Here is a 23,493-nt window from a genome sequence, read left to right as displayed (position 1 = left end):
CCCGAAATATTCCTGTCATAAACTGGATCGGCGGTTTCTGCCGCCTTCTTTGGCTTATGCAGCATTTCTCGTTATATTACAGGTATCCGGGTCGTAGGTATTCTGCCTGTCATGCAGCAGACAACAGGAGGCGTTGCCTGCAGAAGAACCGATTCCCGATTTTTCACACTCACAAATGAAAGACAACCAAGTTATGACAACCAAAGTGGCAATTCTGGGTGGAGGCGGGATGGCGACCGCCTGTGCATCATTGCTCACAGAAAGCCCGGAGACAGCGGTCTCCATGTGGGTCCGTAAGCCGGAAGTCGCTGAAGATATCAACGTCCATCGGGAAAATCGCAGACTGCTGCCGGGAGTCAAGCTGCCTGACGCGGTGCATGTGACCTCAGACGTCGATGCTGCGGTGAAAGATGCCGATTTTCTGGTCATTGCAATCCCCACCGAATTTGTCAGACAGGCGCTGACCACACTGAAGCCACACCTGAAAGGGGAAACGCCGGTCGTCAGTGTGATCAAGGGGATTGAGATAGAGACTTTTTATCGTCCCAGCGAAATCATTACTGACGTGCTGGGACCGCGGCCTGTCGTGGTACTGGGAGGCCCCAGCCATGCGGAAGAAATCGCCCGCCGTCTGCCGGCCAGTGTCGTGGCTGCCAGCGGGGAGCTCGATCTTGCTCGCGAGACGCAGCAACTCTTCAGCACAGACCGTTTCCGTGTCTATACGAATTTGGACATCATTGGTGTCGAACTGGCCGGGGCACTCAAAAATGTAATCGCGATTGCAGCCGGGATCTGCGATGGGGGCAAATATGGCGACAACGCCAAGTCGGCCATCATGACACGCGGACTGGTGGAGATGACTCTGTTCGGAGCCTCTTTTGGTGCCGAACCGTCCACGTTTTCAGGTCTGGCTGGTGTTGGCGACCTGATCACAACCTGCATGAGCCCCTTTGGTCGCAACCGGAGTCTGGGAGAACGGCTCGGCCGCGGCGAGACGCTGCAAGAGATCCTCAACAGCATGGAGGCAGTCGCGGAGGGTGTCAACACGACTCGCAGCGTTTATAATCTGGCAGAACAGAGAGGGCTGGAAATGCCCATCACAACCGAGATCTATCGGGTGCTGTTTGAAGGCAAGTCACCCGAAGATGCCACCCAGACCCTGATGACACGCCCCCCACGTGAGGAATAATTAACCACCTGACATTCCAGGTAGCGCGCTAATACCTTCCCCCCCTTTTGGAGTTTGTTTGATGCGATTCACACCTTTGTTGTTACTTACCGTCTGCTGCGGTTTGTTTTTATCGACCGCAGCGACTCACGCAGAGACCTGGCCTCAGTTTCGTGGTGCCGATGGCAGTGGAGTCTCTTCCGAAACAAATCTTCCGACAAAGTGGTCGGCTCAGGAGGGCCTACTCTGGTCTGTCGATCTCCCCGGTCGTGCGAACTCTTCTCCGGCGATCACAGCGAAACGGGTCGACCTGACGACTAAAACTCCCGATAACGGTCTCTGGATTCTCTCCTTCGACCGAAAGACTGGTCAGCAGCTGCTGAAAGTCAAAGTCGGAAGTGGGGAACTCGCGGCACCGGGTCCCCGCAATCTCTGGGAACATCGCCACAATGCTGCGACGCCAACCCCGATGTCTGATGAAGAAAATATCTGGGCATTCTTTGGTTCCGGGTTGCTGGTCTGCGTCGATGCCGCTTCCGGGGGAATCGTCTGGCAGAAGGACATGGTCAAAGACTATGGTGCGTACGACATCACCTTCGGCATGGGCTCCACTCCTCGCCTGTGGAACAACCTGCTGATCGTCACCTGCATGACCAAGGGCCCCTCGTATGTCGTGGCTTTCGATAAAGAAACCGGCAAAGAGGTCTGGAAAGCCAACCGCAAACTACCCGCAGAGAAGGACGGCGCAGACGCTTACTCGACACCGACTATTTTTCAGCGCGGCGATCAGACGGAACTGCTGGTTTCCGGTTCCGATCATGTGAATGCCTACGATCCCGCGACGGGCAAACAACTGTGGATTGCCGGCGGTCTGGATATTCCGAGCCCCTTCGGCCGAATCATCGCGGCACCGGTCGCGAACAAAGAGATGATCATCGCGACTTCCGGGAATCCCGGTGGAGGCGGCCTGGGTTACATCAAAGCTTTCAAGCAGGGTGGCACGGGAGACATCAGCAAGTCGGGCCTGCTCTGGAAATTTGATACAGCTACCCCCGATGCATCCACGCCCCTGATCATGAATGACAAACTGTATATGGTCAGCCAGAATGGTGTGGCGACCTGCCTGAACCTCAGCGATGGGGAACCCGTCTGGAAAAAGCGGGTGAACGGCCAGTACTTCTCGGCTCTGGTTGGTGGAGACAACAAGGTCTACTTCCTGAGCATTGAAGGGTTGTGTACGGTCATCGATGCTAAGACAGGAGAGGTGATTGCCGAGAACCAGTTGCCCGGCAATTTCTATTCGACTCCCGCCATCAGTGACGGAATCATTTACCTGCGTTCGTTCGATAAGCTGTACGCAATCAAAGGTAAATAAATCTTTTAAGCAGTACGCAAAACAGCCCTCCCGGCGTGATCCACCTGGAGGGCTGTTTTCTTTTGGTCTGTGCATTACCGCTGCCGCGTCACCGCGAGTTACCTGAGATCAGGCACGCCCCGCCAGTTCCGGAATCGCCTGGCCATGCATGACGATCGGCGTAGGACGACCGGAGAAATCGGGCAGGAAGGTATTCGCATAATCAATGCCGAGGTGCGAATAGATGGTCGCCAGGAAATCGTGAGGTCCGACGGCGCGGGCAATTGGTCCTTCCCCTTTGGCATCAGTGGCACCAATGATCTGGCCAGTCTGAATGTTTCCGCCGGCAAAGAGCATCGAATTCGCGTTGGGCCAGTGGTCGCGACCGGGTTGTGTCGTGCCGGCACTGCCACTGCCGATGCCGCCCCCGGTACTTTTCGAGTAGGAGATGCGGGGGGTTCGTCCGAATTCTCCCCCGACAATCACGAGTACCCGTTTATCGAGTCCACGAGCATAGATGTCCTCAATCAGAGCGGTTACGGCCTGGTCGAAGAACGGTGCCCGGTATTTAATTGCATCGAACACGTGGTGATTGACCGCATGGTCGTCCCAGTTGGAAACGCGTCCGCACAGAGGCCCGGAAAGCTCGGTTGTGATAATTTCCACGCCCGCTTCCACCAGGCGACGCGCCATCAGGCACTGTTGTCCCCATTGATGCATTCCGTATCGGTCACGAATGTGTTGAGGTTCCTGTGTCAGATCGAATGCCTGTGCCGCCTGTTTGCTGGTCAGCAGGCTCGTTGCCTGGGCTTCGAACTGATCCATGGCTTGCATGGCCCCTTCCAGGTCGAGATCTCGACGCAGCTGGTCAAACTGTTGTCGCAGACTGATTCGCTTTGCCAGTCGTTCCGACTGCTGGGCGTCTGACAGACCAATGTTGGGGACCTTGAATTCAGGTTTGCTGGGATCCCCCTGAATCTGAAACGGACCGGCTCCGGGTCCCAGATAGGTGGGGCCGGCAATCTGAAAGCTATCGTAGTTTGTAATCGCGTTCACGCCCACATAATTGGGCAGTACTTTATTCGGATCCCGGCGGAGAAAGTTGGCGACCGACATCCAGTCGGGCAGCTTGGGCTTGCGTTTATCGACGCGATCGGGATCGCCTCCCAGAACCTGCAATGATCCAGCGGGATGACCGCCGCCGGTATGGGTGATGGACCGCAGGACAGTGAATTTGTCGGAGATTTGTGCACAACGGGGGAGCAGTTCGCTCAGATACAGGCCTTCGGTTTTTGTCGCGATCGGCGAATAGGGACCACGATAATCGGAGGGGGCTTCCGGCTTGGGATCGAATGTATCCAGATGACTCACACCACCGCGGCACCAGACCAGAATGATGGCAGTTCGTTCTTTATTACCGGCTGGTGCTCCTGCATTGGCTGCCTGAGCCGCCTGTAACTGGTAGAGCGCCGGTAGAGACAGGCCTCCCAGCCCCAGCTTGAGAAACTCACGTCGTGAACCTGTCTCGGCCTGATTTAGCGACGATTTCTGCTTCATTCCCGATACCATTAAAATGGAGTCTGATCTACTTGTGAGGTGGAGCACACCCCTCAAATCAGAGATCTGTTATGAGTAGTATACCACGGCCCCTCCCGAAATGTCTAACTATTCAGATATCGGCTGTTGAAACGCGGTTTCTAAAACAGGACAAAGTCCCCCGATTCAGAAGTTGTTATGAGGGAAAAAATAAGCCGCGTCAGCAACCTGACGCGGCTTTTAGAGAGGGGATAGACCTTTTAGAGCTTATCCGCCATATCCTTCGCGATTTTTTTGGTGGCAGCGGGCGATGAGGCCGCTTCCAGTTTATCCAGATCAGAAAGCAGTTGATCCGCCTTGGCTGAATCCGTTTTTTTCAATTCTTCCAGTGTTTCCCGGAAGCCCATGGCAGCACTTCCCATTTCTCCGGTCTGGGCTATGGACTCTAAAGAAGCTTTCATGTCGTCGGTCGAGGTGACATTGTTCCGCTCGGTCGCAGCGTTCTCTGCATCAGTGTTGGTCCCTCCCCCACAGCCTGTACAGATTACAGCCAGAAAAATTAACAGGACGGAAAGCGTTTTCATGATCGATTCCTTTAGCGCGTATAAATTCGAAATGTGTATGTCTATCAGATTGCTATTCCGGTCTAACTATTCAGATCAGAACAGCGATCAGGAAATGAAAAGAGAGCGAAACTCGAAAGGGTGAGAATCGCTCTCTTGCAGTAATTCATCAACTCAGTTGAATGGCCTTACCATTCGCCAATCGTCTCGCCGCCGATGGCGGAGCCGAGATGCTGCCAGACGTTGATGTCAATGTTATCACTGGCAAAGCGAACCGAACCATCGGCCAGCAGCACATGTGCGCCACCGGTGTGGCGACTGCGAGCAGACCAGACTCCGGCCGAATCGTACCAGCCACAACCACCACAGGGGTGGGCATCCGGATTCGGTGAGTTCGGCGGGTTCAGCGTATTGAAGACGGTCTGCCCCCCTACACCATTCATCCATTCGCGGTTAACGTGACTGTGAGTGTTACTGGTCCCGGTCAGAGCCTGGGTCCCGTATGCATCCAGTGCTGCTTTGGTGGGATAGGAATCTGCAAAGCCACTGGGAAACGCCTGCGCACGGACGAGGTCTGTGTGCAGACTGAACTTACCACTGTTATTGTCACCCACGGTACGTTCGCCGGCAGCGATGGTGTTGGAAGTACCATCCAGGATATCGCTGATGCGAGTCGGCTTGCTGAAGTTAAACACACCAACCTGATGTGCGACACCCACACGCCACCACTTGGAAGGACCGGCACTCACACAGTAGTTATTTCCTGGATCGCCGCCAGCCCACTTGAGGTCTGAAGGACACAGGAAGGCAGGAATCCGTGTGTTCTGCACTGTAGTGTTAGGAGCTTCATCGTAGCGGAGGCTCCAGTTGATTTGGTTATAGATATTAGCCTGGTCCATGTAAGGCAGCATCAGTGCCTGAGCACTCATCGCACGCCAAGCACACCCACCCGTACAGGAATCGCGAACGGAAGGTGCATTTGCAATCGGAAACATACCATGAGCATCATGGTAATTGTGCATGGCCAACCCGAGCTGCTTCAGGTTGTTCTTACATGTAGATCGGCGGGCTGCTTCACGTGCCTGCTGTACTGCGGGTAGCAGCAGTGCAATCAGAATTGCAATAATGGCAATCACCACCAGCAACTCAATGAGTGTAAAACCTCGACGCCACGCTAAGCGCTTCATAATACTCTCCCTCTTTATTCACCAAAAGATAATAAAATGATAACTCGCAGATGATGGAACTCTTCTTCAAAACTCGGCCCCACTACTGCATTTACTTCACCAATTCGAGCACATCTCTATCATAGCAGTAAAAATGAGTTTATATCAAACCGTTTTCACTGGTTTGAGGCATCAATTGACGAATAGATACTTAACTACTCTATCAAATTGTACATTTGACTTAAGGAGGTGATACTTTGTATTTCATTTACTTTGCCAGATGGCCAGTAGACTGTGACACCCAATAACTCCGCTCCCTCAGGTAGTCCTGCATGCACCTTATAAGCACTTTGAGAGAGATAACTTCCGCCCCCTGTCACATACCGGAATGTATCTCCCTGGGAAGTATGAAAGACGACTGTCGCTCCAATTGCATTTCGATTGGTTTTAGTACCGATCAAGCGAATTTGAACCCAACTTCCCTTCGATTCAGAGCAGTTTTTCAGTATCGCGGCTCGTTCGTTGCAATTCGCAAACACCACATCGAGATCACCATCGTTGTCGAGGTCACCAGTGGCCAACCCGCGACCATAGTGTTGTTGTCCCAGATAGGACGACTTCGGAAACGATAAGCGCTGAAATTTTGCCTGTTGATTCTCTAGCAACAGAGGTAATTGGCGCACGGTAGCATGCTGGGGAAAATGGATGGCGTGGCCGTTGGAAACCACGATGTCTTCATCACCGTCAGAATCAAAATCACCAAACCGGGTACCGAATCCGACAAACAGATTTCCAATTGAATTCACACCCGTTTCCCGGCTGGCATACAGGAACTGCCCTGCCCCGATGTTTTTATACAGCGCAAATGCTTCCGACTCATAGTTCGCCACCCAGAGATCGGGTTTTCCGTCGCCGTTGTAATCTCCCAGGTCGACGCCCATGCTGCCATTGGGTACTGCCTGATCGTCTACGGCCACACCCCGACTCAATGCTGACTCCTCGAGTTTTCCCTCTCCGTCATTGAGATAGAGGAAGTTATCGGTGGTGTCGTTGCCAACATAAATGTCGGTATCCTGGTCGAGATCAACATCCCCCAGGATCACTCCCAACCCTTTGCCTTTGGGTACCAGCGCCGCTTCCCGGCTGGCATCGCGGAACGTGCCGTCACCGTTGCTGTAGAACACAATATCGTCCACCCCGTTAAACCGTCGGGGAGGACAGACATCGCGCGTTCCGGAGGATGACGCACACGAGGGATGATTTTCAATTGACCAGTCGACGTAATGCGCCACGTACAAATCGACTGCCCCATCTCCATTGAGATCTCCCCAACCTGCAGAGGAACTCCAGTGGGGATCGATTAAGCCTGCCTCTTGCGATACTTCTTCAAACGTTCCATCTCCGAGATTATGCCAGCACGAGATGCCGCCGTATCCGGTCACAACCAGATCCGGAAAACCATCATTGTCGAAATCTGCGACCGTACAGCCATGTGAGTAATGCGGGCTGGCACCAATACCGGCAGGAGTGGTCTGATTCTGATACGTCTCGTCTGCAAGCTGTCGGTAGAGCGCGGAAGGCAACCCTTGCGGCTGCTGATCTTTGAAAAGCATTCCTCCTCCCGGAAAGAACAGATCGAGACGGCCATCCAGATCATAGTCCCAGACGGCAACTCCGCCGCCGATAGATTCCAGAATCGACAGGTTCCCGGATTCTTCATCGTTGCGGTACTTAAAGTCGACGCCCGTCTGACCTGTGATTTCTTCAAAGCAAATTGACGATGCAACAGGCGCAGAAGATTCCTGCTCGGTGGATACTGTCTCGGCCGGTTGCTCTGAAGCACAACTACTCAGAAGCAGGCACAGCGGAACAATGAACAAACGAAGCTGCTGAATGGGAACACCTCGTAAAGACAACTGATAATGCTGGATAGAAAATAAATATAACGGGACATTTATTGTGTGACAGACGAATCAGGCGGGGTTTGCTGTTTGTTGTAGTAGTCAGTCAGAGTCTGTTTTGCCAACTGATTTTCTGGATCGTAATAGAGTGCGTTTTTTAACCAGACGATACCCTGATCTTCCGAAATGTATTTTAAAAAGATCGTACCGATCTCCGCACGCAGTTCTGCATTCTCGAGATCCTTGTGCAGTTGATCGAAACACTCATCCAGGCGTTTCACCGCCTGCTGTGTCTCTTCGACAATCTTGAGCTGTTCCTGTGCCTCTTCCAGTTTTCCCTGACCACGCAGGGCGTTCGCCAGGGCCAGCCGGGCTTTGCGATCTTTGGGATTCCGCGCGAGTGCTTCCTGCAGATGGACCAGAGCCTGTTCGTAATTCCCTGCAGCCAGCTCAAGCTGTCCCTGTTCCCGCGAAATGGTACTCCGCGCCTCGTAAGCGGGATCGCCGACGCGCTGAAAATCTTTCTGCCTCCGGGCTTCTGGAATCGCCTGTGCTTTTGCCAGCGTTTCGCGTGCCTCATCGACTTCCTGCTGCATCCGTAAACAGATCGCAGTACCGACGAGCGCTGCCGCATGATCCGGCTGAATTTCTGTGATGCTACGGTAGTTCTTCAGCGCCGCTTCCGCCTGATTCTGGGCCAGTCTGATCCGGGCCAGATTATAAGCGGAGGGAATGTGCTCCGGATCCCGTTTCAAAGCCGCTTCAAATTCGGTAACGGCCTGATTCCAGTCTCCTTCATGTTCCAGAATCCGTCCGCGATAATAATGCGGGAGAGGATCTTCGGGAAAATCGGCCTGCCAGACTTCGAGAACCCGTTTGGCATCATGAAAACGATAATTGAGCACGCAGCTGTTGACAAATGTCTCACAAATATCGGGGGCCCTCCCCCGTGGATCAATCAGCATGTCAGCCAGGTGCTGTTCCAGATTTTGCAGATCACCAACCTGGGCTTCAACCAGCCACTGCTCCCGTTGCAGATCTTCCGTATTACCGGTTATCTGATACAGTCTGGTCAAGTCTTCAACCGCGGACTCAATCTGACTGGAACGGCGATGGGCACGCGCCATAATCAACAGTGTCTCTGGATTTTCAGTATCCGCTTCGTAAGCACGCGTAATCCACTGCAAGGCAGCTTCTGTGTGACGGTCTGCCAGCTGGCTCTCCGCCTGCCACTGACAAAAATTAATCCAGGCAGTCTTTCCCCAGAACACTCCAACGACAACCAGCACAACCAACGCAGCCAGAACCTTAACCACCCGTCTACGGGGGACGGAGGGCTCGCTGATTTCAGATTGGACCTCTGGTGCTGCCATGAATATTCGCCAGTGAGATGCGCATCGCTGGAATACCTGGATTAAGTGAATGACTTCCTGAAAGCATGAAGTCTCTCACACAGTTTTGACTCTGATTCGATTATAGCAGCATTCCTGAATCATTGTCGAACCTGTTTCAAGCACAGATGATAAATACTTCTCTCACGACTTGAGGCAATAAAAAAAACGCCGCGTCAGTTTGCCAACGCGGCGTCACCTGTTCAGTTTAAACAAATTCGATCATTGAGCGTGTTTCTCACCATGTTCGTGATCGTGGTCATGATTGTGAGCAGAGATTTCTCCCGTGTACGATTTGCCGTCGATCTCGAGAACCAGACGAGCCGTGGTATCTTTCTCGTGCAGCAGATCCCCGAGGGCTTTCTCTTTCAGTACAAACCGTGACGATTCCCCCTGGGGATCGGATTCCTCGGGTGCAGCGGTCAGTGTGAACTGTGACCCTTTGCCGTCATGCTTGACGTTCACGAGAATGCTTTCTGCTTTGATGGGAACATTCTTTTTCGCGGCACCATCCAGAATATAGACCGTAATCGCACCACTCTTTTCGTCGTGAACCAGTTCGCCATGATAGGCTTCTTTTCCGAGTTCGATCAACGAGCCATGATGCGGGCCTTCGGAAGGATGTTCATGTCCATGATCGTGATCGTCCATCTCTTTATCTTCATGCGCCGTTTCGTCGAACGTCTTGGTGTTCTGATCACTTTGATTCTGACATCCCACCAGGGCCAGTCCAAGTACACAGCACAATACAGTCAGCCAGTTCGCTTTGCGAAATTTCATTTTACAATCCTTTTCAGTTAATTGATTAAGTTACATTTTCAGATTCGATTAGCGTTTTACATTCTGTTTTTAATGTGTGATCGCAGCCATCTGTTCTTCGCTTTCTTCCAGCAGGGGAATTTCTTCCGTCCCCCGTTCGACAATCCGTGCTCCGGCCTCGCGTCCAAAACTCCAGAACAGAGCAGGACGTATGAAGAACTCCAGAATCGTACTGCTGAGCAGCCCACCGATGATCACCGTCGCGACCGGGTACAGAATTTCCTTACCGGCTTCTCCCTGCGCCATCGCCAGGGGAACCAGGCCGATGCCCGAGGTTAATGCCGTCATCAGCACAGGCGCCAGGCGTTCCTGACCTGCCCGAATTATCATTTCGCGCGTCCAGCTTTCGCCTTCGTATTTCACCAGGTGCAGATAATGGTTGAGCAGCAGAATTCCGTTCCGGGAGGCAATCCCCCCCAAAGAGATAAAACCAACCATGGCTGCGATGGTCAGGGTCTGTCCCGTGATAACCAGGGCAATCACCGAACCGATGAAGGCCATCGGCAGTGCCGCCATCACCTGCAGTGAGAAATTAACGGAATGGAACATCGTAAACAGCACCAGGAAGACACCCAGCATCGAAACCACAAACAGGATCGAAATCAGTCGAGAGGCTGTCTGCTGATTCTCGAACTGCCCGCTGTATTCCACAAAATAGCCTGCGGGGAGCTTCTGAATAATCGGCTTCTGTTTCGCCTGAATGTCCTGTACCACGTCGACCAGGCCACGACCGGACACGTTACATTGTACGATGATCCGCTTCTGAACCTTTTCCCGGTTGATCGTATTGGGCCCGGACGATTCCGTAATCTCCGCGACCGAGGACAGCGGCGTTGTACCACCGCCAGGCAAATTGATCGAAAGCCGTTTCAACGTCTCCCGGTCTTCGCGGTACTGCTCGTCCATGCGGATCAACAGATCAAAAGTCCGTTGCCCCTGCAATACCTGGGAAACCACCATCCCGTTCATAGCGGTCTGCACATATTCATTCACATACGCGGGCGTCAGTCCATACAGTTTCAACTTATCCCGGTTGAGTTTGATCTGCAGTTGCGGGATCTCCACCTGTGGCTCAACCAGTACGTCGGTCACTCCAGGCACCGAACGCATCGCGGTTCCCAATTTTTGAGCAGTCGTCCGCAGAATGGTCAGATCCTCGCCATATATTTTAACCCCGACCTGAGCTTTGACGCCGGAGATCATATGAGAGATCAGGTGCGCCAGCGGTTGTTCCACGGAGATCACAATTCCGGGAATCGACTCCATCGAATGCCGGATCTCTTCGAGTACCGCTTCACGTCCCCGTCCTGACTCCGGATCAAACGAGATAATGTATTCCGAGACGTTCACCCCTTCGGCATGTTCGTCGAGTTCCGCCCGGCCGGTGCGACGGGAAAAGGCAGCCACACCTTTGATCTTCTTTAATTGATCCATCACCGTTCTGGCGATTTCATTCGATTTCTTCAAAGAGGTTCCCGGAGGCAGAACCACATTTAACTGCGCGACCCCTTCGTTAAAGGGGGGCAGAAAGTCCTGTTCGAGTTGTATCAGGAACAGACCCGCGATCAGTACACTGATAATCCCCAACATCAGCAGAGGTTTGGCAAAACGGATACTGAAGCCGATGACCAGCCCCGCGCCCCATTTCAGAAGACGAAGCAGCGGTCCATCCTTGTGAGAGTGCTCACTCGCTTTTTCTTTATCCGATTTCTGAACGGGCGAACCGAATTTCTTACCGAGCAGCCAGTAAGACAGCACGGGAGTCAGCGTCAGAGAAACCAGCAGTGATGACAGGATCGACACGATATATGCCACACCCAGGGGTGTAAACAGGCGTCCTTCCATCCCAGATAATGCAAACAGAGGCAAGAATACCAGCACAACAATCACGGTTCCAAAGACAATGGAATTCCGGATTTCACAACTGGCCTGAAAGACGACCAGCAATGTCGGCTTGGGGTTCTCGCGATAACGGTTCTCCTGTAAGCGGCGGAAAATATTCTCTACATCCACAATTGCGTCATCCACGAGTTCTCCGATGGCCACCGCCAGGCCTCCCAACGTCATCGTATTAATTGATAATCCGAAGACAGCGAAAATAATCGCCGTGATGGCAATCGATAAGGGAATCGCTGTGAGGGTAATAAACGTCGTGCGGAAGTTCATCAGGAACAGAAACAGAATAATCACCACCAGAATGCCCCCGTCCCGCAGGGCTTCGATCACATTCTCAATGGAACGGTCGATGAATGATTTCTGCGAGTAGAGTTCCGGCTGAATTCGAATGTCTTTGGGAAGCGAAGGCTTGAGCTCTTCCAGTGCCTGGAGCACATCGTTGGTCACCCGTCGCGTGTCGGCATTGGGTTGTTTATTGACGGTCAGCACCACCGCCGGTCCGCCGGCAAAGGAGCCGTCCTCCTGCTTGACGAATGCGGAACTGTCCCCCCGTTTCACCTGTGCACCTTCGGTTACCCGGGCCACCTGGGAGAGCACAATCGGACGTCCTTCCTGGCGAGTCACGACGACTTTCTTCAGATCGTCCAGCGTCTGGATCCGGCCCAGTGCCCGTACCAGAAATTCGTTGGGGCCCTGTTCGTCCAGGTAACCCCCGGTCGTATTCAGGTTACTTTCCTGGCAGGCCTCCCGCACATCGTGCAGCGTGATCCCGTATTTGATCAGGGCTTCCGGATTGACGAGGACCTGGAACTGCTTGCGTCCGCCCCCCATCGTAAACACCTGGGAGACACCGGGAATCGTCAACAGCCGCTGACGAACCACCCAGTCCGCCAGGGTCCGGACTTCCAGGGGCGAAGTCTCATCCCCTTCACTCCACATCCCGAGCATCATGATCTGCCCCATGATGGAGGAGATCGGCGCCAGCTGTGGCTTGATGCCTTCAGGCAGACGATCGGTGACCAGTTGCAGACGTTCGTTGACGACCTGCCGGTCGTTGTAGATATCGGTGCCCCATTCGAATTCGACATAGATCACCGAGATCCCCACGCCGGAGGAACTCCTCACGGCCTGCACACCGGTAGCACCGTTGAGGGCGGTTTCCAGGGGAAAGGTAATCAATGATTCGACTTCTTCGGGCGCCATGCCTGGTGCTTCCGTCATCACCACCACTCGCGGGCGGTTGAGGTTGGGAAACACATCGATGGCCATATTCAGTGCCTGCCATGTTCCGAATCCGATCAGGAACAGGGAGAAGGCCAGCGTCAGGTGCCGCTGTTTCAGTGAAAAACGTATAATTGCATTGAGCATTGGATTCTTCCGTACCGGGAGTCACGTTCAAGGGATGCACTAGAGCTTCAGACTGGTCTATAAGACGATCAGTGGTTGTGTCCCGCGTGGGGATCGACCGCACCACCGGCCTTATTTTTCAAAGCCATCTGCATCTGATGTGCTCCCGTGAGTGCAATTTTGTCTCCGGGGAAAATCGCGCCATCGTTCTGAATGACGGCCCAGAGCTGATCCTTATACAGGACGTGCACCGGACGCCGATCAAAGTGATCGCCGTTCTCCTGGAAAACAAAACTCTCTGCTCCTTCGGTCGCGATTGCTTCCACGGGGACGACAATCTGCTTCTTCCAGGTTTCCACCGGAATCCGCAGCTGCATCCTCTGTCCCGGCTTGAAACGCCAGGTGATGAAGCGTTCTCCATCCGAGCGTACGTTTTCATGCTCGACCTTATTCGGCAGATCGACAAAGACCGAAAAGATGCGTGCATCGGTTTCGATCTGGTTGTCCAGGTAATCGATCTGCAGGTTTTTAATCAGCTCTTTATTTTTGTTATTGATTTCCTGAATCGCTTCGACAGACCAGCCATTTTCCAGACAACGCGTTAATTCATCGGCTTCCTGTTCAAATGCCTGTCCTTTGAGATACAGGTCACTGTAATCGGCCAACACACACAGCGTATCGCCTGCCTGGACGAAGTCCCCTTTGCTGATATTCAACGACTGCACGATGAAGATGGATTTGTGACGCGCGTTGACAGGTCCCTGCGAATCGGGTGCGGGTGCTGAGATCCGTTGAATTGCCATGTTAGGCAGTTGGACTTCTCCCGACTGACCGTGCAGCTGAGGGGCATACACCTGATGTTCTTTAATCAGCCGACGGTTATCACGGATCTGGTCGACCTGACCTTCGGAGAAACCGTGCAGCAGCAGTGCCTCTCGTTGGGCTTTCAGAATTGCTTCCAGTTTTTCTTTGGCATACTCGCGTTCCAGCAGGACCTTACCGGCGATAACACCCTTATCCGTAATTTCCTTAATCCGGGCGATTTCCTTGTCTTCGACATCGAGTTCCCCCAGCGTCTTGAGGAAGTCAGCCTGTGCCTGCACCAGGTCTTCATGGGTCAAGCGGATCTTGAAGAGTTCCCGACCGGGCTGCACCGCTTCACCTTCGATCACATTCACATTGGTGATGATTCCGGTCATTGGAGCTACGACTTTCACGCGGGTCTTACCGGGTACTTCGACGACAATCGCTGGAATGGTCAATGTGCGCGTGAACGCCTGCAGCTTCACCGGAATGACTTTTTCCTCGGTCAGGCCGATATTCTTGCGTGCCTGGGGAGTCAGTTCCAGAGAGGTCGATTCCTCATGCCCCGCGTGATCGTGGTCATGATGATCCTCTTCCGCTCCATGCTCGCCCGATTCCGTTTTTGATTTTCCGTTTTCCGCCATGCCATTCACGGCAGGCATCCATTGCTGCTGAGTCTTCCAGGCCAGCAAGCCAACGGGGATCAGGATCAGGAAAAATAAAATCCAGATCCAGTTCTGTTTGAGTTTTGATTGATTCATCACAGTCCTCGACGATGACAGCGCATCGGCTGTCGTGATAAGCGCAAGGGAAGTCGAATAGAACCGGTCTCATGTGAAGGCCCTCTGACAGTTTGAACAATCCGTGTCAGAGCAGAGGCCGGAGCAACAAGAGGTACTGTGGAGTGGTTAAATCAACCAGACAGTGGTCTGGGCCTGGGCGCGTACGCCCGGCGCGGCATAAAGAAAGGCCGGTGGCAACTCTCGCATCTGATTCACATACTGACGTTCCTGGGTGGAACAGATCAGTTCCCAGATGGGAAGCAGGCTGACCAGTTTCGACGATTCATCATGGACTTTGACAGTCGCTGCCGTCAGATAAGAACAACGCCCTTCATGGCAAGGGTCGGAATGCTGATGCACAGGATGTTCGTCCTGATGTTCCGCAGCTGCAGTGTGCTCTGCATGCGCATCATGATGAGCACACCCGCTTTCGTGATCATGGTGAGCGTGTTCGGCTGCTTCGTGTTCCTGCTCAGCATCGTGTCCGCACAAGCCCAGGGGCTGGCAGGAGTTAGTATGACCTGCATGAGCGTCATGCGCATGATGCCAGCCACAACCCAGCAATGTGTGGGTCAGCATGGAAAACAGCATCAAGATGACAGTTATACGTAAAATCATAATCGTTCCTGAGAGGAGTATCACTCTGCTGGAATCATGTCACTAAAACGGGAATGTGTCAAGCTCTCTCCGTTATAATGCAAATTTGACTCCCAGAGGGTCCCTTCTGCAATGAATTTCTCTAAATGGTTTATGAGTGGTGCTTTATCAGAATGTTGAAAAAACAACTCGCTGACGAAACCTGTTGCAGAATGGATCACACTGTGATCAAACCGACTCTCTCTGAAATGATAATCATCAGTTCCCTTATTGGTCCCCGCCAGCTAGACTGTAAAGTGCGCCAGTCAGATGAATCTTTCAAATGTTAAGTCGAGTTCAAGCAGGAACTCACTAAAGGAGTTAATTGTGTCTGCGAAATATCGCGTATTAATCACGGATCGTGCCTGGCCCGATTGTGAGGTCGAGAAACAGGAATTAGCTCGCGTGGATGCCGAAGTCATTGAGGCCCCTCCCGGCGCGGATGAACAGACCCTGATCGAACATGCGACCGGCGTCGATGCGATCGCCACCTGCTGGGCCCAGGTCACCCGGCCCGTCATTGAAGCGGCTCCCGACTGCAAAACCATTGCCCGCCTGGGTATCGGTCTCGATAACATCGACGTGGAATATGCGACGTCACAGAAGATCCCGGTCACCAATGTGCCCGATTACTGCATCCCGGAAGTCGCCGACCATGCGATCGCCCTCATGCTGGCCAGCCTGCGAAACGTAGCGTATTTTCATCAGCAGACCAAACAGGGAGTCTATGATCTCTCCGCTGCCCCGATTCCCCGCCGAGTGAGCACACTCACCATGGGACTGTTTGGCTTTGGATTGACCGGACAGGCGGTTGCAGAACGGGCGCGTGCGTTTGGCATGCAGGTGATCGCGACGAATTCGTCCGGTAACGATTATGGCACCGGCACGAAAATGGTCGACTTTGAGGAGCTGCTGGCAGAGAGCGATGTGATTTCGATTCACGCCCCGTTGACGGAAGCCACCGAGCATCAGTTTGATGCAGCGGCTTTCGAGAAAATGAAGTCCACTTCACTGATTATTAATACGTCGCGCGGTGCGTTGATTGAATTCGACGCGCTCAAGTCGGCGATTCAGAATCAGAGCATTGCTGGTGCCGCTCTGGACGTGTTTGATCCGGAGCCACCCGACTTGACCGATCCATTCTTTCAGCATGAACGGGTGATCGCAACTCCCCATGCGGCTTTCATTTCCAGCGAATCACTGGACGAACTTCGAGCACAGGCGGCCCGCCAGATAGCAGATGTTCTCGTCGGTAAAGAGACGACGAATGTCGTAAACCCGGAAGCACTTGCATAACCGCTACCATCCGCAAATAGATGTCGAAAATCTGCATCATTGATTCCCTGAATGTCATCTTGTCGTACTTTCAATAAGCTAGGTTAAACATAGCTGTATTTAACCTTAGACCAAGAGCTTTACGAAAGGCTTCACAGATTCAGGCAGGTATGGATGGCCCCCGATAACAAATCTCCTCAATCCGATCACGCTGATCAGCGAATCGAATCGCCCGCGCTCCGCGAAGCGACTTCGGTTCCCGAGGGAGATGTTGCGCCTCAACCCGCCAGGCCAGAACGCCCTCAAAGCTCAGGGGAAGCGAAAGTCAGTTTCTCCGAACGTGAGCAGATCCGTGCCCTCGAAGCAGAACTGCTGGGCAAAGAGCAGCTCGTCGAAACGTTGACCGAACGACTCACCGAAGTCGCCGAAGAACTCGAAAAGAGCCAGCACAGCAGACAGGATCTGGCCAAGGTCGACAACAGAAGAATCAAAGAGCTGGAAGCCTGCCTGCGGGAAGAAGCGGAACTGGTGGAAACACTCAAGGAACGCTTGACCGAAGTCGCCACTGAACTGGAGCGGTGCCAGAACAACCAGCAACACCCCGCGGAAACAGAGAGCCCCCGTCTGGCAGAACTGGAAGCGGAGCTCGCAGAAAAATCACAGCTCGTCACCGATCTGAGCGGGCGACTCTCCGAGGTCGAGGCTGAACTCGAACAGAGCCGCCGCGAGTACCAGGAATTCTCGGCGTCAGAAAAACAAAAGGTCCAGACACTCAAAACCGAGCTGCAGGAAAAAGATCAGCTCGTCGTCATGCTCACCGAGCGACTGGAACAGGTCGCCGAACAGCTCGATCGCCGGCACCGTAGCGGTGCAGACCGCGGGATGCCGGTCTCGGGGGGCATTCCCCGTGAAGTAATCGAGGAGCAGCAGAAAATTGCACAGGATCTGCAGGCCTTCATGGAACAGATGCAGGGCGCGGAGACCGAGTCTTCCCTGGCCCGCATTGAAATGCAGATCGCCGAACTCAAAAAGATGGTCGAAGACGGGTTCGAAAAAGGTCCCGTCGCTGCGAAGCCGTCTACCCTTGTGGATTACCTTTCCGCACCCAGTGTTCCTGCGGTGGAAGAAAGTCCGCTGGAAAGCGAAGTGGAACAACAGGCACCTGAGCCAGAAGAAGCCCCCGAGGCCTTCAGCGAACCAGCTGCGGATCCGAATGTGAGTGGCTGGGAAGCCATGAAGCAGAAACTGCTCTCAGGTCAGGGAGTCGATGTCTCCAGTGATCTGCCGGATAAAAAAGCACCTGCACCTCCAGTGCCTCAACCAGAACCCGTCGCACAAAACAGTGCCCTGCTCTCTGGTGGAACCGGTCGTACCCTGTCCAGCTACAAGCCTCCCTTGCCGGACGCCCCCGCTGAAATTGACTATGACCAGGCTTCGCATGGAGATCTGACCGCAGCCATTCGGGAACGGGATCAATACATCGGGCTGTTGATCAAACGTCTGAGAGAAGCCGAAACCGCTGTGATCCCGGTCAACTGGGAAGCCATCAACAACGCACCTGAAGAGCTGGTGAAACATCTGCAGACACTGCAGCACGATCTGGAACACAACCTGGGACTGGCCGAAGTCGAGATCTCAATCGAACGGGCACGTCTCTCCCGTACCGAACTGATGCTGCAAAACCGCGAAGAACAGATTCGCAAAAAGGAAAAACAGCTTGGTCTGAACCTCGAACGTGGCGAAGACGAAGCGGTTCCCGAGGAAAAGCAGCTCAACGACGATCAGAAGAAACGCTGGCTCGGCTTTCTGAACTAAAACAATCCGCCCTGTTACGGGATCTGCTTGCCGCGTTGATGTTTCTGGTTCGCCACGCCGGTCATCTCTGCCCACTCCTGCCAGGCGGCTTTCATCTGTGCGACCCGTTCCGGATAGTGGGACGCCAGATTGTTGGTCTCGGTGCGATCCTGTTCCAGATCGTACAGCTCCCAGCGATTGATGGTTCGATCCGCCACCAGTTTCCATTTCCCCTGCCGGACCGCCTGGTTGTTTCGCAGTTCCCAGAACAGGGACTCGTGCGGCTGGCGCGTCTCTCCCTGGAAAATCGGCAGCATGCTCTTCCCTTCCACCGGAATGATCTTATGACCTGCATAGGTTTCCGGGTACTTTGTCTCCGCGAGTTCGATGCAGGTCGGCATCACATCAATGATATGTGCCGGCTGGCGGGTCAGACTGGCGGGAGCCACATGGCCGGGCCAGCGGACAATCAGCGGAGTCGAAATGCCCCCTTCATGCATCCAGGTTTTAAAACGACGGAACGGTGTGTTCTGCGGGAAAGCCCAGCTGGGTCCGCAGGTTGTGTAGTACTCTTTGGGGCCGGGTTCCTGTTCGGGATTCGCACCGCCCGGCTCGCTGGCATCAGGACCATTGTCCGACAGGAACATCACAATCGTATTCTCATCCACGCCGGTCTCTTTAAGAGTCTGCATCAGGCGGCCGATATTCTGGTCCATGCAGTCAATCATCGCCGCATAGACTTCCATCCGTCGCTGCTGCCAGTCGCGGGGGTACTTATCCTTTTCCCAGTCGGCGGACTCCGGATCCCGTTCGGGCAGCTTCCACTGGGGATCGACGAGCCCCATTTTTAACTGCCGCTGATAGCGTTCTTCCCGCAGCGCTTCCCAGCCTGCGGCATAACGGCCTTTGTACTTCGCGATGTCTTTTGGCTTGGCGTGCAATGGATAGTGAGGTGCGGTGTAACAGAGATGCAGAAAGAAAGGCTGGTCTGTTTTCGCGTAGCCTTTGATCTGTTTGATCGCGTGATCGGTAAAGGCATCGGTCGTGTAAAAGTCGTCGGGGAACTCGGTAATTCGCGTGGTATTTTTTGCAAAGAAGCGGTATCCGCCTCCGGAACTGCCCCACTTGTATTTGGGATCCCGATAGTAAGGATCAAAGAAATTGCAGCAGCCATCCAGCAGACCGTAATAGTCTTCGAACCCACGATAAACGGGGTGCGTGGTCTCGGTACGTCCCAGGTGCCACTTGCCGCTGAGGGTCGTCTGATACCCGGCCTGCTTGAGCACTTCACCGAGTGTCACCATATTCGTCGTCAGATGAGGCCGGGGATAACGGGGATAGAGCCCGGTCACCAGTGAAGCCCGCGTGGTCCAGCAGACCGCGTTATTGTAGAACTGGGTGAACCGCAGGCCTTCCCGGGCCATCTGATCCAGGTTGGGTGTCTGCACTTCGCCGCCGTAACAACCGAGGTCCGACCAGCCCATGTCGTCACACATGATCAGAATGATGTTGGGCCGCGTTGTCTTTTCTGCTGCCGCAGACGCTTTCATCACTGGGAAAAGACAGACAACACACAGCAGTAGCAACACGCGGAACGACATCAACAGAACTCCTCGGGACGAATGGAAACTTAAACTTCTTTCGTAACTAGTTTCATCATCCTGTCTGTCGGCATGTAATGCAATACTGCTGCAGGTCCAGGAAGGAGGCTTTGATCGACTCGACCAGTTGTTCGCCGGTCTCTGCATCGGGAATGGTTTCTCCAATAATCACATCGCAGTTAAAGGGGACCAGCAGCGCTTCGCCCCGTGGCAGTGCCCTGCCCAGTCCGTGCATCATCACGGGGGTCAGTCTCGTATCGGAACGATCATGCACGATGTGATAGACGCCGCGTTTGATTTCGCTCAACTCTTCGGGATTACCGCGGCTGCCTTCCGGAAACAAGATCAGAATCTCGCCCCGATCCAGTGCCTCGTGACAACCCGCAAAAAGTTCGCTCTTGCGCATGCGCCCGGTCCGCTGGATGGGAATGATGCCCAGGCAGTTCCTGGAAAACCAGGAGAGGTAGCGATTTTTCAGGAAATAATCGGCGGCCGCTACGGGACGCACCTTATGCAGACGCGACAGGGGATACAGACTCATCAGCACCAGGGCATCGAGGTGACTGTTATGATTGGCGACGACGATTGATGGCCCCTCGACGGGCAGGTTCTGCTTACCTCGTAAGTTCAGTCCGAGTACGATAATCACGATCGGTCTGACGATGAGCGCAAAAAACAGGATTTTGAGTACCCGCTCCATAGTTCTGTCACTCCACAGCTCAGAAACTCATGTAATAGAGGTAATGAAAAAACAGTGGCGATGTAAAAATCAGGCTGTCGCAGCGGTCCAGAATACCGCCATGCCCGGGAATCAGCGAACCGCTGTCTTTGATCTCCAGATCACGTTTGATTGATGAGATCACGACGTCGCCGATGAATCCCGAGACACTGATCAGCAGGCCTGCCAGCAGACTGAAGCGGAAATTCAACGGCGTCAGAAACGGTCCCAGAAAACCGGAGACCAGTGCAATGGTCAGCAATCCTCCGATGAACCCTTCCCAGGTCTTATTCGGACTGACTTTGGGAATGATCTTGTGGCGTCCCAGCAGTTTACCCCAGATAAACTGACACACGTCATTGAACTGAGTCATGAATAACAGGAAGATCACCAGTCCCATGCCACCGGCGTCAGCGTTCTTTACCGGCAGCATCAGCAGGTAAGCGATGTGACTCAGACAGAAGACAGTCAGCATGACGGCCCAGTGAATGATGCCTGCAGATTGAATGAATCCGCGCGTCTCTCCAATCAGCACCATCCGCATCGGAAGAAACAGGAACAGGTAGACCGGAATAAAGATGATAAACAGACCGTACCAGCCGATGCTGACCAGGTAGTATTGCACGGGAATCGACAAGTAGGCCCAGAACAGCACACGCCGGTCCGCCTGCCTTGTAGGGACAATCGAAAAGAACTCTTTGAGTGCCAGGAAGCTGATGAAGGCAAACAGGATGATGGCCGTCGTGCGACTCACAATCAGGCAGAGAAACAGAATGCCGATCATCCACCACCAGGACTGAATCCGCTGACGCAGTTCGGTATAGTCCTTTTCCGGCTTGAGTCGCTTCAGGATCAGTCGACAGGTCGTGGCCGTGACCAGCAGACCGAAGACGACCAGCATCGCATACAGAGAATGCGGAGGGATCTCCCACATGATCAGGCCTCCAGAAATCGATAGGCAGAAACGGCGCGGCGGATGCACGTCACAACCGCTCCCAGGATGATCACGATCAAAGCGATCAATAAGCAGTAATCCGTGTGCCAGACCAGCGTTTCAATTGCGGTCAACACACAGGCAATCGTCAGCACAGCCATGCGATGCTGCTTGGCCATGGGGCCTTTGAAGTCGACGGGCGCCCCGATGCTGGCACTCAGCGTGCGGATGTAGGCCGTCATCACCGCCAGCAAACCTGCACACCAACCCAGTTCGGCACCGTAGGCGACCATATGCACGGCATAACCGGCTGAAACCAGAATCAGCGGGTCGGCGATCCGGTCCGGAATATCGTTGAACAGTTCGCCCGAGTTCGTTTTCTTACCTCCCTCAACGGCGACCATCCCATCGAAGAGGTTACACAGGAGTCGGCACTGGATCATCAATCCCGCCAGAATCAACAGCCACCAGTGTGCATACAATGCAAAGCAGATAAAACCGGCTGCCGCCAGAGCCGCGAACAGAATGCTGATTACGGAAATCTGGTTGGGGGTGATCTGCTTACCGCTCAGGTAACGTGCGAACGCAACAACGAATTTCACTTCGCGGACCTTGAGCGGTCGTCTGGTGCCGGTGTCATTCATATTGGGTCGTCCCCTGCTGCTGATGAATGCGGAGTAATCTCCAGGATGTAAACATACAGAACGAAAACGCAACCATCAGGGCCGGTAAGATCGTAGCGATGATCCGCGGGGTTCCCATCAGGGTGTGTACATTGACCAGGCAGAAGCCGGTGAAGCAGATCACAATCAACGCCGGCACCACAACTTTGACCAGTGGTCGATCAAAGCGATGAAACAGGTGAGTCACCGCCTGCACCATGAACAGAGTGATCATAAAACTGGCGGTCCCCTGGGTGAGGGCCGCAACCACTCCCTGCTGCGCGGACTCCCCGGAGTTCATCACATAGGCCCAGCTTCCCCAGAGCAGAAATGCCAGACCAGCTGAGATCAGGTTAAACAGTTTTGATGTGCGAATATTCTGTGTCATGAAAGCAGACCATATTTATCAATGAAGCGTGATTTCTCTGCCGGACAGCCCTACTTCGGTGACCGGATGAAACCATAGTGTCGGCTGGTAAGCGGTTAGGCAAGCGACGCTACAGACGAATTCCCGCAGTTTTACTGCCTCTGTCTAAGTACAGGGCGATATTCTCTCCCCTTTACCACGGCCTTTTTGAAAGATTTTTTCTATTCCGTGGAAATCCATTGTCTGATGACCGGAAACCTTCAATCATTACAGCCAGACACATAAACCTTCGAACACTTCCACGGGATCCGTCATGGAAATACCAACCTCTACCAGATCAGGAGTCGAACAACGCCCGACTCACTGGAATTACGGGTGTGCTTATCGCCTCGGTTTTCACGAACAGGACTGGATTGCCATGTCAGAGCTGGGCCTCGGCCCTGATGATGTCCACCTGGCAAAAGATGGCACGGTCAATTCCGTCACTCTTCCTCCACGGAGTTACTCTGATCACAAGCTGCAACACCTGCGAGAGTTTATCAACCTGCGTTGTATCTGGATGAATTCTATCGGAGCCAGCCGAGAGACAGTTGAACTGGTTCGATCCTGGTCAAGTGAGTGGAGCGTTTATGCGGGAATGTTGCGCAAGCCGGAGTCGGGTTGGATTCTCTTACTGGCAGAGCTCTTCCTGAGGGTTGTTGCCATGCTTCTGATATTGAGACTACTGCCTGATTTGCTGAGACGTTTCTTTTGAACAGCTGGGAAATGTGAAGGATCGA

Annotated in this window: 19 protein-coding genes; 5 read left to right on the top strand and 14 right to left on the bottom strand. The window is 53.6% G+C overall.

Annotation, left to right across the window (positions count from 1 at the left end; all coding sequences use genetic code 11):
* The first annotated feature begins 193 nt into the window (after nucleotides 1–193).
* Both F1728_RS23420 and F1728_RS23415 read left to right on the top strand, forming a co-directional pair.
* The gene (locus F1728_RS23420) at nucleotides 194–1,189 is read left to right on the top strand and encodes an NAD(P)H-dependent glycerol-3-phosphate dehydrogenase (protein WP_194242486.1); all 996 of its coding nucleotides are present in this window, start codon (nucleotides 194–196) and stop codon (nucleotides 1,187–1,189) included.
* Between the two features lie 61 nt (nucleotides 1,190–1,250).
* Complete coding sequence (locus F1728_RS23415; protein ID WP_155366099.1) at nucleotides 1,251–2,543, top strand: outer membrane protein assembly factor BamB family protein; 1,293 nt, start codon at nucleotides 1,251–1,253, stop codon at nucleotides 2,541–2,543.
* A 108-nt stretch (nucleotides 2,544–2,651) separates the two neighbouring features.
* Here F1728_RS23415 and F1728_RS23410 read toward each other — a convergent pair whose 3' ends face one another.
* The 9 genes from F1728_RS23410 to F1728_RS23370 form a co-directional block, all read right to left on the bottom strand.
* Nucleotides 2,652–4,079, bottom strand: a complete 1,428-nt coding sequence (locus F1728_RS23410) for a DUF1501 domain-containing protein (protein ID WP_155366098.1) — start codon at nucleotides 4,077–4,079, stop codon at nucleotides 2,652–2,654.
* A gap of 239 nt (nucleotides 4,080–4,318) precedes the next feature.
* Complete coding sequence (locus tag F1728_RS23405) at nucleotides 4,319–4,642, bottom strand: hypothetical protein (RefSeq protein ID WP_155366097.1); 324 nt, start codon at nucleotides 4,640–4,642, stop codon at nucleotides 4,319–4,321.
* A 167-nt stretch (nucleotides 4,643–4,809) separates the two neighbouring features.
* Complete coding sequence (locus F1728_RS23400) at nucleotides 4,810–5,808, bottom strand: DUF1559 domain-containing protein (RefSeq protein ID WP_155366096.1); 999 nt, start codon at nucleotides 5,806–5,808, stop codon at nucleotides 4,810–4,812.
* Between the two features lie 194 nt (nucleotides 5,809–6,002).
* The gene (locus F1728_RS23395) at nucleotides 6,003–7,703 is read right to left on the bottom strand and encodes a CRTAC1 family protein (RefSeq protein WP_155366095.1); all 1,701 of its coding nucleotides are present in this window, start codon (nucleotides 7,701–7,703) and stop codon (nucleotides 6,003–6,005) included.
* Nucleotides 7,704–7,741: 38 nt separating this feature from the next.
* Nucleotides 7,742–9,061, bottom strand: a complete 1,320-nt coding sequence (locus F1728_RS23390) for a tetratricopeptide repeat protein (RefSeq protein ID WP_155366094.1) — start codon at nucleotides 9,059–9,061, stop codon at nucleotides 7,742–7,744.
* Between the two features lie 240 nt (nucleotides 9,062–9,301).
* Nucleotides 9,302–9,859, bottom strand: a complete 558-nt coding sequence (locus F1728_RS23385) for a hypothetical protein (protein ID WP_155366093.1) — start codon at nucleotides 9,857–9,859, stop codon at nucleotides 9,302–9,304.
* A 69-nt stretch (nucleotides 9,860–9,928) separates the two neighbouring features.
* The gene (locus F1728_RS23380; RefSeq protein WP_155366092.1) at nucleotides 9,929–13,162 is read right to left on the bottom strand and encodes an efflux RND transporter permease subunit; all 3,234 of its coding nucleotides are present in this window, start codon (nucleotides 13,160–13,162) and stop codon (nucleotides 9,929–9,931) included.
* 68 nt (nucleotides 13,163–13,230) lie between these two features.
* Entirely contained in the window at nucleotides 13,231–14,706 is a 1,476-nt protein-coding gene (locus tag F1728_RS23375; RefSeq protein ID WP_155366091.1) for an efflux RND transporter periplasmic adaptor subunit, read from the bottom strand.
* A gap of 147 nt (nucleotides 14,707–14,853) precedes the next feature.
* A complete protein-coding gene (locus tag F1728_RS23370) occupies nucleotides 14,854–15,345 on the bottom strand; it encodes a hypothetical protein (protein ID WP_155366090.1) in 492 nt (163 codons plus the stop codon).
* A gap of 345 nt (nucleotides 15,346–15,690) precedes the next feature.
* Between F1728_RS23370 and F1728_RS23365 the strand changes: the two genes are divergently transcribed.
* Nucleotides 15,691–16,659: a C-terminal binding protein gene (locus F1728_RS23365; protein WP_155366089.1), complete on the top strand. Its 969-nt coding sequence runs from the start codon at nucleotides 15,691–15,693 to the stop codon at nucleotides 16,657–16,659.
* Between the two features lie 153 nt (nucleotides 16,660–16,812).
* On the top strand, nucleotides 16,813–18,453 hold the full coding sequence (locus F1728_RS23360) for a coiled-coil domain-containing protein (protein WP_155366088.1): 1,641 nt from the start codon (nucleotides 16,813–16,815) through the stop codon (nucleotides 18,451–18,453).
* Between the two features lie 14 nt (nucleotides 18,454–18,467).
* On the opposite strand, the gene F1728_RS23355 is transcribed toward F1728_RS23360, so the two are convergent.
* Genes F1728_RS23355 through F1728_RS23335 form a run of 5 tightly spaced genes read right to left on the bottom strand, consistent with a single transcriptional unit; the run spans nucleotide 18,468 to nucleotide 22,735 of the window.
* Nucleotides 18,468–20,033, bottom strand: coding sequence for an arylsulfatase (locus F1728_RS23355; protein WP_155366087.1), 1,566 nt, complete (start codon nucleotides 20,031–20,033; stop codon nucleotides 18,468–18,470).
* Nucleotides 20,034–20,088: 55 nt separating this feature from the next.
* Nucleotides 20,089–20,733: a lysophospholipid acyltransferase family protein gene (locus tag F1728_RS23350; RefSeq protein WP_155366086.1), complete on the bottom strand. Its 645-nt coding sequence runs from the start codon at nucleotides 20,731–20,733 to the stop codon at nucleotides 20,089–20,091.
* 19 nt (nucleotides 20,734–20,752) lie between these two features.
* Nucleotides 20,753–21,685: a phosphatidate cytidylyltransferase gene (locus F1728_RS23345; protein ID WP_155366085.1), complete on the bottom strand. Its 933-nt coding sequence runs from the start codon at nucleotides 21,683–21,685 to the stop codon at nucleotides 20,753–20,755.
* Nucleotides 21,686–21,687: 2 nt separating this feature from the next.
* Nucleotides 21,688–22,329, bottom strand: a complete 642-nt coding sequence (locus tag F1728_RS23340; RefSeq protein ID WP_145442040.1) for a CDP-alcohol phosphatidyltransferase family protein — start codon at nucleotides 22,327–22,329, stop codon at nucleotides 21,688–21,690.
* The gene (locus tag F1728_RS23335) at nucleotides 22,322–22,735 is read right to left on the bottom strand and encodes a hypothetical protein (protein WP_145189047.1); all 414 of its coding nucleotides are present in this window, start codon (nucleotides 22,733–22,735) and stop codon (nucleotides 22,322–22,324) included. The genes F1728_RS23340 and F1728_RS23335 overlap by 8 nt, the downstream gene beginning before the upstream one ends.
* A gap of 292 nt (nucleotides 22,736–23,027) precedes the next feature.
* Between F1728_RS23335 and F1728_RS23330 the strand changes: the two genes are divergently transcribed.
* Nucleotides 23,028–23,468: a hypothetical protein gene (locus F1728_RS23330; RefSeq protein WP_155366084.1), complete on the top strand. Its 441-nt coding sequence runs from the start codon at nucleotides 23,028–23,030 to the stop codon at nucleotides 23,466–23,468.
* Nucleotides 23,469–23,493: the final 25 nt, after the last annotated feature.

The sequence above is a fragment of the Gimesia benthica genome (assembly GCF_009720525.1).
Lineage (GTDB): Bacteria > Planctomycetota > Planctomycetia > Planctomycetales > Planctomycetaceae > Gimesia > Gimesia benthica.
This window is presented reverse-complemented; position numbering and strand designations above follow the sequence as displayed.

Bases quoted from the DNA above. Each gene is read 5' to 3' on its own strand.
- F1728_RS23420 (WP_194242486.1), top strand. From the start codon at position 194: ATGACAACCAAAGTGGCAATTCTGGGTGGAGGCGGGATGGCGACCGCC.
- F1728_RS23415 (WP_155366099.1), top strand. From the start codon at position 1,251: ATGCGATTCACACCTTTGTTGTTACTTACCGTCTGCTGCGGTTTGTTT.
- F1728_RS23410 (WP_155366098.1), bottom strand. From the start codon at position 4,079: ATGAAGCAGAAATCGTCGCTAAATCAGGCCGAGACAGGTTCACGACGT.
- F1728_RS23405 (WP_155366097.1), bottom strand. From the start codon at position 4,642: ATGAAAACGCTTTCCGTCCTGTTAATTTTTCTGGCTGTAATCTGTACA.
- F1728_RS23400 (WP_155366096.1), bottom strand. From the start codon at position 5,808: ATGAAGCGCTTAGCGTGGCGTCGAGGTTTTACACTCATTGAGTTGCTG.
- F1728_RS23390 (WP_155366094.1), bottom strand. From the start codon at position 9,061: ATGGCAGCACCAGAGGTCCAATCTGAAATCAGCGAGCCCTCCGTCCCC.
- F1728_RS23385 (WP_155366093.1), bottom strand. From the start codon at position 9,859: ATGAAATTTCGCAAAGCGAACTGGCTGACTGTATTGTGCTGTGTACTT.
- F1728_RS23380 (WP_155366092.1), bottom strand. From the start codon at position 13,162: ATGCTCAATGCAATTATACGTTTTTCACTGAAACAGCGGCACCTGACG.
- F1728_RS23375 (WP_155366091.1), bottom strand. From the start codon at position 14,706: ATGAATCAATCAAAACTCAAACAGAACTGGATCTGGATTTTATTTTTC.
- F1728_RS23370 (WP_155366090.1), bottom strand. From the start codon at position 15,345: ATGATTTTACGTATAACTGTCATCTTGATGCTGTTTTCCATGCTGACC.
- F1728_RS23360 (WP_155366088.1), top strand. From the start codon at position 16,813: ATGGCCCCCGATAACAAATCTCCTCAATCCGATCACGCTGATCAGCGA.
- F1728_RS23355 (WP_155366087.1), bottom strand. From the start codon at position 20,033: ATGTCGTTCCGCGTGTTGCTACTGCTGTGTGTTGTCTGTCTTTTCCCA.
- F1728_RS23350 (WP_155366086.1), bottom strand. From the start codon at position 20,733: ATGGAGCGGGTACTCAAAATCCTGTTTTTTGCGCTCATCGTCAGACCG.
- F1728_RS23345 (WP_155366085.1), bottom strand. From the start codon at position 21,685: ATGTGGGAGATCCCTCCGCATTCTCTGTATGCGATGCTGGTCGTCTTC.
- F1728_RS23340 (WP_145442040.1), bottom strand. From the start codon at position 22,329: ATGAATGACACCGGCACCAGACGACCGCTCAAGGTCCGCGAAGTGAAA.
- F1728_RS23335 (WP_145189047.1), bottom strand. From the start codon at position 22,735: ATGACACAGAATATTCGCACATCAAAACTGTTTAACCTGATCTCAGCT.
- F1728_RS23330 (WP_155366084.1), top strand. From the start codon at position 23,028: ATGGAAATACCAACCTCTACCAGATCAGGAGTCGAACAACGCCCGACT.